The sequence below is a fragment of the Psychrobacter sp. CX97 genome (assembly GCF_057396285.1).
Genome location: NZ_JBXYJE010000002.1, coordinates 258,655 through 273,879, shown reverse-complemented (window position 1 = coordinate 273,879; position 15,225 = coordinate 258,655). Strand labels below are relative to the sequence as shown.

The following is a 15,225-nucleotide window of genomic DNA, read 5'->3' as shown; positions in this document are numbered from 1 at the left end:
CAGGTTGTTGACATCACAGCCAGTGCTGAGGATAACGAATCCGTCTTGCCCCAAGTCATAGAGATTTAAAGCAACTAAAATCATAGCAACTAAAATGCTACAGCGATACAAATAGAATATGGTGTCGTTAACAAAAGAGGAAAATTATACTAAAAACCTTTGGGTTAATAAAACCCAATAAGCAGCGCCGATAGGGATGTTAGTGTCATCAAAGTCATAATTTGGGTTATGGATTGAGCAAGCACCAGGTCCCCCTGTAGCTTCCGTACCATTGCCAATAAATAAATAACACCCTGGTACTTCTTGTAAGAAAAAGGCAAAGTCTTCGCTGGTAGTCAAAGGTTTTATATCAGTAAGTGTGTTATCTTCCCCAATCAACTCCTGGGCTACTTTATAAGCAAATTGGGTCTGTTCAGCGTCATTCATTAACACAGGGTAATGAGTGATAAAATCAAAACTAGCGGTCACACCATAAGCGGCTGCTTGATGGTTTACCAACTCTTGAATACGGCGTATTAAAGTGGCATGAGAGTCAGGGTCTAAACTTCGAACATTTAGTTTTAATACGGCAGTATCGGGGATGACATTATCGGTATGACCTGACTTAAATTCCCCGACCGTAATCACTCCCGTTTTTAACGGGTCAATATTACGAGAAACAATAGTCTGTAGTCCCATAATAATTGCCGCGCCTGCCACCACAGGATCACTTGCCAAATGAGGCATTGCACCATGGCCACCTTTGCCATGCAACGTAACATCTATACGGTCTCCGGATGCCATCAATGCCTGTTCATTAAAACAAAGCTGTCCTGGCTTATAGCCTGGCATATTATGTATGCCAAATATTGCATCGCAGGGAAACTTTTCAAACAACCCTTCATCTATCATGCGCCTTGCCCCTGCAAGTCCTTCTTCAGCAGGCTGGAATATTAAATTAAGTGTGCCATTAAAGTCTGCGTTTAATGCTAAATACTCGGCTGCTGCCAATAGCATGGCGGTATGTCCATCATGACCGCAAGCATGCATTTTTCCTTCAAGTTTGCTAGCGTAGGGTAAATCAGTAAGCTCAGTTAAGGGTAGGGCATCCATATCGGCTCGCAACCCTAAGCTTCGGCTACCATTGCCTTTTTTAATTTGACCGACCACACCTGTACCGCCTAGTCCTCGAGTAACCGTATAACCCCAATCTTCAAGATTCTTTGCCACTAAATCACTGGTACGAAATTCTTCATAGCCGAGTTCAGGGTGTTGGTGAATGTCATGACGGATTTTGACAAACTTATCTGCCGTTTGTTCTAATTCTACTAGTAAGGGGTGCTGATTCATATGGACTCTCCATTTAATATATAGTGCCTGTTTAAAAGCTTCGTTTATTTATAGCTTAAAGATTTCATGGCTTAGGACTTATTAAGGCTGAGCTATTCTATGGTCTAATAATTTTAATCTAATACTTTTAAATAGTTACTTATTTCAAAAGTTACTTATTTCAAAAGTTACTTATTTCAAAAGTTACTTATTTCAAAGCCTTATCACCAGTTTCTTCCATAAACCAAACCGCAATGATAGATAATAAAACGATAAACATCATATACCACGCTGGCGCAACAGGGTTGCCTGTCGATTCAATAAGCCAAGCTATAGCGGGCTGGGTAGTGCTACCAAATAAAATAGCCACTCCTGCATAGGCGACTGAAAGCCCTGTGGCACGAATTTTTCTATCAAATAATTCAGGAACCGCTACCAAACAAGCGCCGCCACTTAATGCCGTGAATCCAGTCAGAACAAAGGTGGTTATCATTAGGGATGACAATCCAATATTATTCACCAAGTAATTAAAAAGGGGCAAGGATATAAGGACTAATACAACCCGTGGCCAAAACATTAGATTTTTTCTGCCAAATTTATCGCTAAGCCAACCTCCTAATACTGCAAACATTAAAATGGCGATACCAGAAACCAGTGTGGCTGACATAGAAATGGCAGGACTAAGCTTTAAGGTGGTTGTCGCATAAGTATTCATATAGATAGAGACATACAGGGGCACTGTGATACCAGCAATTGCCCAAAACGCTATAAAAATCTTACGCCAAAATTCACTCGTTTTAACAACCGAAGGAACGTAGGATTTTTTGATCTTTATTGAGTCAGTTTTATGAGTAGACGTATGAACATTGGTAGACGAATTGAGGGTATTAGTAGGCGAAGGCATGGTATTTACATCATTTTCATGCAAAGTCTCAGCCATATTATTACGTAAATATAAGGCAATCGGAATCAGTAAAAGTGTCAAGAAAAAAGGTACTCGCCAACCCCAAGCAAACATATCTTCAGTACTCAAAGATAATATCATTATTATCCCAAAACCACCTGCCATAATGGCTGCAAAACCCTGACAAGCCAGTTGCCAGCTTCCATACAACCCACGTTTATGCGAGGGTGCGCTTTCGATTAAAAAGGCCGAGGAGGGGCCTACTTCACCCCCTAACCCAAACCCTTGTAACAAACGACACGTTAAAACAATAATTGGAGCAGCAACACCAATACTGGCATATGTAGGTGTCAAAGCCAATCCTATAGTACCTACAGTGATAAAAAGAATGGTAAGCAACAGGGCAATTTTACGACCTTTGCGGTCAGCCACGATACCTAAGACAATGCTACCAAGTGGACGAGTGACGAATCCAATACCAAATACTGCCAAAGACAGCAATAAGCTAATAAAGGGATCGTCAGAGGGGAAAAAAGCTTTACCAATATAAACCGCAAAAAACGCATAGAGTACAAAATCATAAAACTCTAAAGCACTGCCGATTACGGCCGCAGTAACGATTTTTTTTGAATTAGGACCATCAGGTAAACGGCTAGATACAACGGTTGACATAATTTATTCCTTAAAAATAAAAACTTCCTGTAATAAGCAGTGAAACTAGCAATACCAAATTCTGTAGGCTGTGTGCTATCACTGGTTTATATTTCACCCACAATTTAATGTCAGGCAATTACCAATGTATAAACCTCACTTTAGTCAAAACCTTCGATCTTTATATGTTCTTTAAAGACGCCGATTTTTATAATAAATCCGCTAAATAGAGCAAGCAAATAGCTATTGGCTACTGACGACAATATTGCATTAAGTCACCGCAGCACGAACCTTAAATTTCTCATTTCTCCATTCTTCGTTTTGCATGACCTGCTTAAGTTCTTGTACCGCCGTCCAAATATCTTCGTAACTTAGGTATAAAGGAGTAATACCGAATCTTAGGACTTCAGGTTCACGATAATCCCCAATGACACCACGGGCAATCAGTGCTTGAATAATGGCATAGCCCTCTTTATGCGCAAAACTAACATGACTACCACGGAAATGGTGGTCTTTAGGGGTAATCAATTCTAAGTCAAATTCGCCACATTCTTGCGCGACTAAATCCATAAATAAATCGGTTAATTTAAGCGACTTTTTACGCAGCTCCTGCATATTGGTAGCCAAGAAAATATCCAAGCCGCATTCAATCAAGCTCATAGACACAATACTTTGAGTGCCACATAAAAAGCGCCGTATCCCTTCTGCGGGCTCATAACTATCTTCCATCGCAAAGGGTTGCTTATGACTCCACCAACCAGAAAGCGGTTGCCAAAATTTATTTTGATGCTTTGCATTTACCCATGCAAAGGCAGGGGAGCCAGGACCACCATTTAGATATTTATAAGTACAGCCAATAGCAAAGTCGCTATTTGTCTTATTCAAGTCTATTGGCACCGCCCCAATCGAATGAGATAAATCCCAAATTACCATTGACCCATGCTTATGGATGAGCTGATTGCATTGTTCCATATCGTATAGATAACCGTTGCGGTAATTTACTTGCGACAACACCGTCACTGCTACTTTATGGTTAGTCAATACCTTATCCAAATCGTCAGGATCCTCAAGCAGTACTATCTCATAACCTTGATTAAAATAGTCGATAAACCCTTGAACAATATAAAGATCGGTTGGAAATACATCTCTTTCAACAATAATAGCTTTATGATCAGGAGCGACTTCGGCTTGGTTTTTAATAGCCGCTGCCAATACCTTAAATAAATTGACACTGGTTGAATCTGAAACCACCGTCTCGTTGGGGTTGGCACCCATTAACTGAGCAATCTTATCTCCAAGCCGAGTCGCTAAACCCCACCAGTCCGCTTTATTCCAGCTATTGATAAGATCTATTCCCCATTCTTTAGAAATGACTTGCTCGGCTTTTGCAAGGGCGGTTTTAGGCTTTGCCCCCAATGAATTACCATCTAGATAGATGACACCAGAAGGCAATACAAATTCGTCTTTAAATTTCGCAAGAGGGTCTTCTTTATCCCATTCACGGCATTGTTCCTGAGTAATCATATTTCTTAACTCCTGTTGATAAAAAAGTGTATAAATTAATACTAGCATTAAATAATTCGTCAATCTTCCTATTATCCTGTATTAAATTCATTAAAATTAGGATAGTATTCTAAATATATTTTATAGATTAGGATGATATTCAATAATGACCATCGATGTGATAGACCATAAGATTTTGAAGCATTTAAAGAAAAATGCACGATTAAGTAATCAAGAGTTGGCGGAGCTAGTGAATTTATCCTCTTCAGCTTGCCATCGGCGGGTCAAGATTTTGGAAAAGAGTGGGGTGATTGAAGGGTATCAGGCTAAGATTAACTACGAAAAATTAGGAATGAATTTTTTTGCTATTGTAGAAATTAAACTGTCGCAACTCACTGAAACTGATCATCTACATATGCTTGAGCAAATTAAGATGTTTGAAGAAGTGATTAATGCTTATATTGTTACCGGCGAATCTAACTATATTTTATATATCATGACAGAAGATTTAAAATCGTTTTCAAATTTTGTCATCAATAAACTAAACAAAGTTAGTGGGATTATGAGTATTAATTCAAAGATTATTTTGGATAAAGTGATTCAAAAATAACGATTGAAACCGGGATTAATGTGGGCTTATTACAATTAAATTATCAGTATTAATTATTGTTATAGTTGTTCATCTCTTCATATTAGATTGGTTTAGTTTAAATGACAAATAGTAAAATTTTATGGTGTAATGGACAAAATTCATGCTGACACCCTATCTAAAGCTATATACTACCTGTATTTGCAAGGATGGAAAATTATGAATCAAAAAACTGCCCTTTTTGTCATGAAAAACACGTCAAAAAGAACGGTCACAAAAAGGTAAACAACAGTACCAATGTTTAAGCTGTGGCAGGCAGTTTTTAGAGGGCAGACGACTCAATAATCAAACGTTATGGACAGAATATACCCAAGGTAAGCAAACCTATAAACAATTAGCAAACAAATATGGCTGTAGCATAAAAACCATTCAAAGACATTTAGACAAAGTCGATATTAATTATTGTATCAAGCGACCAAATCAAGCTAATATCATTATGGATACCACGTACTTTGGACGCAAGTTTGGTCTTATGGTTTTTATGGACAATACCACCCAAGCTGTTTTACATTACGGCATAGTTGGTCATGAAACCAACCAAGACTACAAACAAGCCATAGACCATTTAAAAGCCTCAGGCGTTGAGATACAAAGCATTACCTGTGATGGAAGACGAGGATTAAGAGCGTTATTTAATGATATACCTTGTCAAATATGCCAGTTTCATCAAATACAAATAGTGACTCGCTACCTGACTCGTCGACCTAAAAATATAGCGAGTATTGAGCTCAGACAGCTTGCTCTAAAGCTTACAAAGCTCGATAGTAAGTCGTTTGTCACTGCCTTGGATGACTGGTATTTGACTCATGAAACCTAATTAAATGCGCGTAGTGTGAATGAAGATACGGGTAAAACTTGGTACACTCATAAGCGTCTTAGAAGTGCTTATCGTAGCCTACGAGTTAATAGTGATTGGTTATTTACTTATCAAGAATATGAGCATTTAGATATAGCAAATACAACCAATACTCTTGAAGGTTTGTTTAGTGAGCTTAAATGGAAATTACACAGTCATCATGGACTAAATGAGAGACGTAAGTTACGGTTTATTAAAGACTTTCGAACGTCAAAGTCTCTCAAATAGCATGAATATTGTCCATTACACCTATATTTCACATAGTAATGGTTCTATAAACTCTAAAAGGCAATACTATTAAATCACTCACATTTTTATTGCGCAATAAAATATAAAAGTGTACTTATATCTTTTCTAAGATATCAACGTCATTCAATTAGATAATTCTAATAGTTGAAGCGTTAATCTTGCTTTCCCTATTGTCTAGACTCAGAGTTTGGTGTAATTTGAGTATTTCTTTGTAATGAATATATAAAAAATTAGAGCGGAATATTATGCTGATATACAAACCTGTCATGATAACCATATGGGCTTATTATGGTTGACATTATGCATCTGTTTTTTCAAATACTGGCTGGACTCGTTATATTTTTGACAGCATGGGGGTTGTTACCTTTAGACCATTGGTGGGTCAGAGCTACAGATTTTCCTCGAATTCAATTTTTAGTTTTAGGCGTAGTTAGTTTAATAGGGATGAGCTTTTATTATGGCAGTTGGCAGCGCTTAGATTGGATAATGTATGTTAGTTTATTGCTGGCAATATTATATCAGCTTCGAAGGGTTCTACCGTATACACGTATTTGGAAAAAAGAAGTCAGAATGGCAAAGTCTATAGCGAATGCCACCCAACTAAAAATCATGGTATCAAATGTATTGACGCCCAACAACAATACTCAAGCTTTAATAAATCTAGTTCTTACCTATAACCCAGACGTACTGATTACTTTGGAATCAGATCAAAAGTGGCAAGATGCGCTAAGCGTTATCGAAAAAGATTATCCTTATAGTGTAAAAGTACCATTAGATAACCTATATGGCATGCATTTATATTCAAAATGTGAGCTCATTAATCCTGAAGTTAAATACCTTGTTATTAATGATATTCCTTCCATTCATACTCGTATTAGGCTTAGCAATGGTAAGATAGTTTGGTTGTATTGCTTACATCCTATGCCACCGAGCCCTACAGAAGCGGATAAATCTACTACTAGAGATGCAGAATTATTAATGGTAGGTAAGCATATCAAAGAAAATAATCAAATGGCAATTTTAGCAGGTGATTTAAATGATGTGGCGTGGTCAAAAACGACAAGAATGTTCCAACGTGTCTCTCAGTTATTGGACCCTCGCATAGGCCGTTTTTTTATTAACACATTTCACGTCAATTACCCTTTCTTACGTTGGGCATTAGACCATATTTTTCATAGTCCATGCTTTACTCTAGTTGACATTAAACGTTTGCCATCAATTGGCTCGGATCATTTCCCTGTATTAACCACGTTACAATATGAGCCAAGTGTTAAAGAGGAACAAGCGGGTAATGCGCCAGTTGCGCTGGAGGTGGACGAAGAAGAAACAAAAGAGAAAATTGAAGAAGGACTTGAGGAAGGAAGGGCTATATCAAGAGAGAATAAATCAAATGCAAATCTAGCAGAGACGTTGTAAGCAAATGCTTACATTAATTTGGGTTTTTAACCGCTAGGCAACGATGAGTAATCGGCTTAAAATAAGCTCATCAACACAAGGATGACAAGGATGAAGGTGTTGATTATATTGCAATAAACTAGTACTGCCCTATATCTAGTTTTCATCAAAGATATATGCCATTGCCCTGTGGAATATGAGTCTTTACTTTGATGTTTGTAATATACTTACTCAGGATGAGTAAAAACGGAAAAGCATAATAACTACAAGTACCGCACAAAACCCAAGTCTTTGCCCTAGGCTTGGGTTTTCTTTTATGCGGCTATATATATTGTACAATATACTCTATTATATAATTTCTAATTAGAAGGCTTCTTCTGCTAACTTTTCTTTATACAATTCGTCGTAAACCTGCATGGTTTCACTGATCATTTGCCGCATAGTAAATTTATCAGTTATAGATGGTCTTATGACATTTTCAAGATGTCCTTTAATTACTTTACATAGGGTATTTGCATTGTAATCTCTAACCAAACCTTGTGGATAGAGTGGCTCTAAAATCTCACTAAAAGCCCCTTTATCCCAGCCAACGACTGGGGTGCCAAGATGAATCGCTTTAAGTACATTCATACCTATTGATTCGGGCTGATTGGCCAGTGCCAAAACAATATTTGATGCCGCTAGCCATTCTCGTAAATCATTACGTTTAGACCCTATGAATGTAAATTTATCCATTAGCTCGAGCGCCCATATTCTTTGGTGAAACTCCTCAAAAACCACACTATGACGCGCGTCATCATCATCCATAACGATAATATGAAGGTTAGGATACTGTTCACCTAAGTTTCCTATAATATCTACAAGCCACTCTTGACCATACTCGTGACCAACAATAGTTGGAAACAAAAGCCACTTCTTGTTTTCAAGCTCTGGATATTCACTAAATGTGCGCATCAACCAGTAGACCGAGGGATTATGTCTATAGGGGTAACTACGGGTGTCAACACCGCGATATATGCGGGTTATTTTTTTAGGTGGTGCTTGAACCTCAGCCAGACTTTTAACCAAATATTCTGTCACACTGTCTGAAACTGTGATAATACGGTCAACTTTAAATATGGCTTTGCCATAGTTATTAAAGGGATAAAACCCATACATCGTTGAGATGAGCTTAGGTTTATTTTTTAGCCGGATACTTTTTAAAGCCCAGTATAAAACCCAAGCTGGGGTTCGTGAATGTACATGTATAATGTCAGGATTATATTTTTCAATGAGAGCGCGAAGGGGAATAACCTGACGCAATGATACCCATGACTTTTTAGTAATTTCAAGTTTGTGGTAGATGTTTCCGTCACGTTTAAGACGCTTAACTAACTCTTCATCCTCATCAGCGGACGCTATAATAATTGAAGTATGTTTCTGCTTCACTAGAGCACGACCAAGATGATAAATACCACGCTCGGATTCATCGTGCTTTAAAGAAGATAATAAACGCATAACTTTCATAAGGTATTTTGCTTATACAAATACGGTGGAATATGTAGGATAATTAATCACGCCCATTGTCAGATAAAATAGAGCAAAAAACAAGCGGGCATATATGCCATCAAAGCAGAGATAATAAAATAGCTTCAGTTATTAACTGAGTCAATCATAGCTCTACCGTTTAAAAAGCTTAATTACTCTAGCAGAGCAGTGGGTTGGCGTTTATATTTGTTTATGAGAAGAAGCTATCAGATATTACGTTTTTTTTGAAGATGGGTAGCCGTTGGCAGTACTTGCTTTTCGCTTAAGTACTTCCAATAGCGTTGGGGTAAGTATTGCTTGTGTAAGCGGGGGTTTTTACGTTCTTTAATGTTAACATTAGCAAAATAGCCCTGCCAAAATCGCTGATACCGCATTTCATCTTCACTATGAATGCTTGATGGGTTACGTAGTACGCTATCGTCAATATCACTAATGGTCTGAAGAGGGGCAGGACGGTTAGGCATCGATTCACTCATATCAAAATAGATACCGTAGTGTCTATTGATATCATAGATAGCCCAGTTTTGATCCTGATAACGCTGGCGGAAGTGTTCACCAATTAACGGAAGTACATTGAAATCAGGCTCAACACGCGCGAAATAGATATCGTCTTTTGTATGTTCAAACCGAACAAAAGCTTCCATACGATGCTTTTCACGCCCCACAGATTTTACGGTTTGGGAAAGCTCTAGAACGTCCATGTTTCCCAAGTCTTGCAAAATATTTCGATTGGGGTAGTCGATAGCGTATTTGACGATGTGAAACAGGGTAGTGCCTATATTGTCTTTTTCGGCTAAAAATCCCCATAATAATTGTCGCATGCCACTGCGACCAAGCAGAGCTTCTAGTTTGACGAATACTCGCTGCGCTTTTATCACATCAACTGGCACCGTAAAGGCGTCGTCAATCAACGAAGGCTTATAACACCTATGATCAACAAGTCTTAATACAGGGATATGTTGTAAACTATGCTCATAGACGTAAAATACAGCACTTAACCACCCCTCAAAGCTTGATTCGTAAACGACAAGTACAGAGTTATCCTGAGAGGGTGATTGCTCATTATTATTTATTAAGTAATTCGTCACAGTATGAAGCGTCATCATTTGGGTTAATTTAAAGCGTATGCTTATATTGGTTAATATATAGCAGCTGATTTAATGGATAAGTAATTATTTATATTATGGTAATAAAAATGAGAATACGCTTTAGCTATTCAGCATCATAAATCCGTATAGGGTCAAAATAGAGCCAGTTGGCCACTACGCTCATCTTTAAACTTTGTTTGAGTTTGTGCTAGCACATATTGACGAAAGTTATCGCGAGTTAAGTGGGCAAGATGCTCATTTTTACCTGTTGTTGCTATAAAGTATTTAGCACGATTAACAGCAGCACCCATTTTTTTTAAATGCTCTAAGGTAATTTGATTAAATTTGCGTGCTTTGATGATTTTCTTAGCCGTCTTAATGCCAATGCCAGGTATTCGAACAATGGCTTCATAAGAGGCAGTTTGTACGTTTACAGGGAAGTGTTCACGATGGCGGATAGCCCAGGCTAGCTTAGGATCGCATTCTAAATCTAAGAATGGCTCATCAGGTTCAAGAATTTCATGAGCAGCAAAACCATAGAAACGCATTAACCAGTCGGCTTGATATAGACGGTTTTCTCGAACCATAGGCACAGGTGTACCTATTGCGGGTAAACGACTATCAGATAACATCGGTACATAGCCTGAATAATAAACACGCTTGAGTTCATACTTTTTATAAAAGTGGTCAGAGAGTTGAATCACTTGTAAGTCGGTTTCGTTACTAGCCCCTACAATCATTTGGCTTGTTTGCCCTGCTGACACAAACTTAGGTGTTTTTTTATGCTTTTTTCGACTTTCTTTGATGGTAATAATTTCATCTTTCACAGTTTGTAGGGGTGCTTGGAGGGCCGCATGACTCTTTTCAGGCGCTAATAAGGCAAGACCAGACTTTGTGGGGATTTCAATATTAGCACTTAAGCGATCAGCATATAGACCGGCTTGATACAACAATTCTTTACTTGCACCAGGGATGGTTTTTAAATGAATATACCCATTGAAGCGTTCACGTGTTCTTAATAGCTTGGCAACCTCGACCAAGCGCTCCATAGTATAGTCGCCATTTTTGAAAATACCTGAGCTTAAAAATAAACCTTCGATATAATTTCGGCGATAAAACTGCATGGTTAACTCGACGACTTCTTCAACAGTAAAAGCCGCTCGCGGAGTGTCATTACTTTTGCGAGAGGTACAGTAAGCACAGTCATAAATGCAATGATTGGTTAACAGTATTTTAAGTAAACTAACGCAGCGTCCATCTTCGGTATAGCTGTGGCATATGCCAGTTTTAGAGGCATCACCTAGTCCACCCCCTTGATTTTTTCGATTTCCACCCGAAGAGGAACAAGATACATCATATTTGGCTGCATCTGCTAAGATATTAAGTTTACCTTGAAGTCTGTCATAATTGACTGAAGTCATATTCGCCTATAATAAACTGTTTTATTAAATTTATCATAGCAAAAAAAAGATAAAAAATGAGTGTTAAAGATAAGATGTTCAGTAATAAACGACAACTAGTGTCGTTAAAATTTTTACTGCTGATGTGTTTTGTCTAATGTTCTAAGCTAATGGTTTAAATGTGATGTATTTGATATAAGACTACTTTGTATTGTGGGTATAAATGGACATTAAAAGTCCAAAGCCTGCCATGAGTGTGATAACTGCTGTCCCACCATAACTTATAAGTGGAAGAGGGACACCCACCACAGGCAAAATGCCACCAACCATACCCACATTAACAAAAACATATACAAAGAATGACAAAGCAATTGCTCCCGCAAGCAATCTGCCGTAAGTATTTATGTGCACATAAGCGATAAATAAAGATCTTGCTAATAAACAGGCATAAAGAAACATGAGCACACTAACGCCGGCAAGACCGAACTCTTCAGAAAAAGCGGCGATGATAAAGTCAGTATGGCCTTCAGGTAAAAAATGTAGGTGAGACTGGGTACCTTCCAAATACCCTTTACCTGTTAACCCCCCTGAACCAATGGCTGTTTTAGATTGTGTGATATTCCATCCCGCACCAAGCTTATCAACATCGGGGTTGATTAACGTTAACACCCTTTGCTTTTGATAGTCGTGCATCAAAAAGCTCCAGCCAATCCATACCAATGGAATCATCATACCAATAGCAGAACCTATCATCCACCAAGGCAACCCTGCCAAAAACAAGACAAATATGCCACTGGCAGCTACGAGTAACGAGGTACCCAAATCGGGTTCTTTAGCTATTAGAATGACGGGTAGCAGTATCAGCGCTAACGTACCCATCACTGATATAATATTGGGAGGTAGCTCACGTCTAGATAGATACCAAGCGCACATCATTGGCATGCCAAGCTTCATAAACTCTGAGGGCTGCACGCTGCCGAAACCAGGAATCCGAATCCAACGTTGGGCACCCATGCGTACTTCGCCTATGACCTCTACCAGTATCAGTAGAAACATACCTGCAATGTAAAAGACTGGGGTAAAGTTTCGATAGACAGCAGGGGGTATCTGGGCCATAGTAATCATAACGATAATAGCAATACCGTAACTGACCATTTGCCTAGTTACCATGCTGGTGTTTTGTGTAGAAGCACTATATAAAATGGCCAATCCGATAAAGCATATAGTTAGTAAAATTAGCATTAACCATGGATCTATATGAATTCGTTCCCATATGCTAGGGGTATCATCTCTGCCAAAATGGTGGGTTTGTCGAGAAAAACGGTATTGTTGTTGCTTTGACATAGGTTGATTTAGACCTAGCAATAAAAAGTGGAACTAAAACTACTCACTATTTGGCTTCAATTTGACTAAACACCAGCAATGTTTTAGTAATAAGTTGAACGATATAGTTTAACGTGACTTTAGTAAATTTGATAGTATCAAGTAGTTAAGAGGGGTATTAGTTAATCTGATGGATGTGCCTATTGTATACACTTAATTCTAAGATATCATTAAGAGATATTAGTAAGACATATTGAGAAATTTTTAATTAGATGGCTGGACATATTTGTTGTTGAGATATGTCGCCAAAGTGGTCAATTTAGTAAACAGCGTACAACATTGAAATTGGAAAACCAAACTTATGACATTGATTTCACTTATAGAGTCAAATTTTGAAAAAATACAAAGCAGTTGTCATTCCCAGCAGGTCAAATATGCATCAATAACATTAGTTGGCTTAGTTACTGCTATATGCAGTGTTCAGGAAGCGACGGCAGAGATCACTTATTCACAGCTGCCAAAAGCTAATATCGAAGAAAGTAGACAAATAACACCCGTATATGCGACTTCAAATAATCCTGCCGTAGCAAACAGCAGTAATCCAGTCAGATTAATGAATATCGATAGTGGGTATGACCGTGTTAGTGGCAAGGATTTTGACAGTAACGAAGATAGTATTGGTCAGCTTATCAGAAAGGCTGAAGCAACACGTTATGATAAATCCCTTAACATTGAACAACGTACCCGGATCAAACCCTTTAATAATTCTCAGCAATATGATGGTAAACAGAATCAAATTATAGACCGTTTAGATTTTTCTCAGTGGTTAAATGCCTCTTCTTACCGAGCAAATCAAGTCAAAGAATACAAAAACTTTTTAAGCGGGTTTGTCGGGAGCAGAAATGTTCCTCCAATGGAGCAACTTTTATCTACGGCACGCAGTTGGGCAGACTGTGGGTATGAACCTTATCAAGTACCCCCGCGCGAGCTTTGGACCAATATAGTTTTGACTCTTAGAGTGTTTAATGAGCTTAAGTCTCAAGGCATATTGCCAGCAAGTACTGAGATACGGTCTGTGTATCGTTCGCCAGGTCTAAATGCTTGTGCAGGGGGAGCGGGTTCAAGCAAGCATATGACCAATGGTGCGATTGATGTTTGGGTACCAGAGTATAATGATGAGCCTTGGTACATAAACCCTATGAAAGACAGGCTTTGTCAATTTTGGGCAACTCAAGGCGAGTCCTACAATTTAGGTTTGGGTATGTATGCGACTGGTTCTATCCATCTTGACACCCAAGGTTACCGCCTATGGGGGGCGCAGCATACTGAATTTGGCTCTCCATGTCGTTACGTTAATCAATAGACTATAGAGAAACTGACTGATAGCTTAGCTTTCACTCGGCGCTGTTTGTCGTATAATAAAGGCTTTTATCGCTCCGTTCTGATTCGCTAAGTTTGATTTTATCTTGTAATAAAAACTCCATGAGCGCTTTTTGCGCATGCAATCTGTTTTCGGCTTCATCCCAAACCACTGAACGGGGATCGTCAAGCATATCATGTGATATCTCTTCACCGCGATGTGCTGGTAAGCAGTGCATAAATAAAACGTCAGGATCTGCTTTGTCCATTAACGAGGGTGTTACTTGATAAGGCGCAAAGCGACGTGCACGGGTGCTTTGTTCATTTTCCTGTCCCATACTTGCCCAGACGTCGGTTACTATCAAGTGAGCATCCTTTGCTGCATCCTGTACATCTTCAACAAGCGTGACACAGTGCTTAAACTTATCAAGGAGCGCTTGATTAGGCTCAAAACCATAGGGTGCCGCAACTCGCAGCTCAAAACCAAACTGATGTGCGGCGGTGATAAAGGATGAGCACATGTTGTTCCCATCACCTACCCAAGTAACGGTTTTATCTTTGATGCTACCACGATGCTCATAGAACGTCTGCATATCTGCTAAAAGTTGGCAGGGATGGAAGTCATCTGTTAACGCATTAATTATAGGCACTGAGGAGTATTCAGCAAATTTCTCGACGATATCATGACCAAAGGTGCGAATCATAATAATATCCACCATACTTGATATCACACGGGCAGAATCTTCGATAGGCTCGCCACGGCCAAGTTGTGTATCTTTAGGCGAGAGAAAAATAGCCTGACCACCGAACTGGCCTATACCAGTCTCAAATGAAATACGAGTACGGGTTGATGATTTTTCAAAAATCATACCCAGAGTGCGTCCAACAAAGGGCTGATAAATCTCCCCAGCGTGCTGCATTTTACGCAGCTCGCAAGCACGTTTGATAATGCCCTCAAGCTCGGCAGGGGTTAAATCAAGTAAAGTTAAAAAATGACGCACACTCATGATGGT

11 protein-coding genes and 1 pseudogene are annotated in these 15,225 nt (G+C 38.9%); 4 read left to right on the top strand and 8 right to left on the bottom strand.

The features are described from left to right. Window positions 1-144 precede the first annotated feature (144 nt). The 3 genes from AC2SLL_RS02565 to kynU all read right to left on the bottom strand — a co-directional run bounded on the left by AC2SLL_RS02565 (window position 145) and on the right by kynU (window position 4,387). Window positions 145-1,329: a M20 aminoacylase family protein gene (locus AC2SLL_RS02565; protein WP_486530102.1), complete on the bottom strand. Its 1,185-nt coding sequence runs from the start codon at window positions 1,327-1,329 to the stop codon at window positions 145-147. A 187-nt stretch (window positions 1,330-1,516) separates the two neighbouring features. Continuing rightward, the gene (locus AC2SLL_RS02560; RefSeq protein ID WP_486530101.1) at window positions 1,517-2,884 is read right to left on the bottom strand and encodes an MFS transporter; all 1,368 of its coding nucleotides are present in this window, start codon (window positions 2,882-2,884) and stop codon (window positions 1,517-1,519) included. 249 nt (window positions 2,885-3,133) lie between these two features. Next, window positions 3,134-4,387: a kynureninase gene (kynU, locus tag AC2SLL_RS02555; protein WP_486530100.1), complete on the bottom strand. Its 1,254-nt coding sequence runs from the start codon at window positions 4,385-4,387 to the stop codon at window positions 3,134-3,136. Window positions 4,388-4,532: 145 nt separating this feature from the next. Between kynU and gigD the strand changes: the two genes are divergently transcribed. From gigD to AC2SLL_RS02540, 3 genes and pseudogenes are all read left to right on the top strand, one after another. Beyond that, window positions 4,533-4,976 carry an Lrp/AsnC family transcriptional regulator GigD gene (gigD, locus tag AC2SLL_RS02550; RefSeq protein WP_486530099.1) on the top strand — a complete coding sequence of 148 codons (444 nt, stop codon included), beginning with the start codon at window positions 4,533-4,535 and terminating at the stop codon, window positions 4,974-4,976. 188 nt (window positions 4,977-5,164) lie between these two features. Then, window positions 5,165-6,099, top strand: a pseudogene (locus tag AC2SLL_RS02545) (IS256 family transposase, variant Zn-binding type). A 309-nt stretch (window positions 6,100-6,408) separates the two neighbouring features. After that, window positions 6,409-7,536: an endonuclease/exonuclease/phosphatase family protein gene (locus tag AC2SLL_RS02540; protein WP_486530098.1), complete on the top strand. Its 1,128-nt coding sequence runs from the start codon at window positions 6,409-6,411 to the stop codon at window positions 7,534-7,536. 342 nt (window positions 7,537-7,878) lie between these two features. Here the strand turns inward: AC2SLL_RS02540 and AC2SLL_RS02535 are convergent, their stop codons facing one another. The 4 genes from AC2SLL_RS02535 to rodA form a co-directional block, all read right to left on the bottom strand. Continuing rightward, complete coding sequence (locus AC2SLL_RS02535; RefSeq protein ID WP_486530097.1) at window positions 7,879-9,021, bottom strand: glycosyltransferase; 1,143 nt, start codon at window positions 9,019-9,021, stop codon at window positions 7,879-7,881. 227 nt (window positions 9,022-9,248) lie between these two features. Next, entirely contained in the window at window positions 9,249-10,130 is an 882-nt protein-coding gene (locus AC2SLL_RS02530) for a TIGR03915 family putative DNA repair protein (RefSeq protein WP_486530096.1), read from the bottom strand. 152 nt (window positions 10,131-10,282) lie between these two features. Further along, a complete protein-coding gene (locus tag AC2SLL_RS02525) occupies window positions 10,283-11,551 on the bottom strand; it encodes a putative DNA modification/repair radical SAM protein (RefSeq protein ID WP_486530095.1) in 1,269 nt (422 codons plus the stop codon). Between the two features lie 180 nt (window positions 11,552-11,731). After that, entirely contained in the window at window positions 11,732-12,874 is a 1,143-nt protein-coding gene (gene rodA / locus AC2SLL_RS02520; protein WP_486530094.1) for a rod shape-determining protein RodA, read from the bottom strand. Between the two features lie 340 nt (window positions 12,875-13,214). Between rodA and AC2SLL_RS02515 the strand changes: the two genes are divergently transcribed. Then, window positions 13,215-14,216, top strand: coding sequence for a D-Ala-D-Ala carboxypeptidase family metallohydrolase (locus AC2SLL_RS02515; protein ID WP_486530093.1), 1,002 nt, complete (start codon window positions 13,215-13,217; stop codon window positions 14,214-14,216). Window positions 14,217-14,247: 31 nt separating this feature from the next. Here AC2SLL_RS02515 and argF read toward each other — a convergent pair whose 3' ends face one another. Beyond that, window positions 14,248-15,219, bottom strand: coding sequence for an ornithine carbamoyltransferase (argF, locus tag AC2SLL_RS02510; RefSeq protein WP_486530092.1), 972 nt, complete (start codon window positions 15,217-15,219; stop codon window positions 14,248-14,250). Between the last annotated feature and the right edge of the window lie 6 nt (window positions 15,220-15,225).

Coding starts and splice junctions, on each gene's coding strand:
- AC2SLL_RS02525 (WP_486530095.1), bottom strand. CDS start 11,551: ATGACTTCAGTCAATTATGACAGACTTCAAGGTAAACTTAATATCTTA.
- argF (WP_486530092.1), bottom strand. CDS start 15,219: ATGAGTGTGCGTCATTTTTTAACTTTACTTGATTTAACCCCTGCCGAG.
- rodA (WP_486530094.1), bottom strand. CDS start 12,874: ATGTCAAAGCAACAACAATACCGTTTTTCTCGACAAACCCACCATTTT.
- AC2SLL_RS02535 (WP_486530097.1), bottom strand. CDS start 9,021: ATGAAAGTTATGCGTTTATTATCTTCTTTAAAGCACGATGAATCCGAG.
- AC2SLL_RS02540 (WP_486530098.1), top strand. CDS start 6,409: ATGGTTGACATTATGCATCTGTTTTTTCAAATACTGGCTGGACTCGTT.
- AC2SLL_RS02515 (WP_486530093.1), top strand. CDS start 13,215: ATGACATTGATTTCACTTATAGAGTCAAATTTTGAAAAAATACAAAGC.
- gigD (WP_486530099.1), top strand. CDS start 4,533: ATGACCATCGATGTGATAGACCATAAGATTTTGAAGCATTTAAAGAAA.
- AC2SLL_RS02560 (WP_486530101.1), bottom strand. CDS start 2,884: ATGTCAACCGTTGTATCTAGCCGTTTACCTGATGGTCCTAATTCAAAA.
- AC2SLL_RS02565 (WP_486530102.1), bottom strand. CDS start 1,329: ATGAATCAGCACCCCTTACTAGTAGAATTAGAACAAACGGCAGATAAG.
- kynU (WP_486530100.1), bottom strand. CDS start 4,387: ATGATTACTCAGGAACAATGCCGTGAATGGGATAAAGAAGACCCTCTT.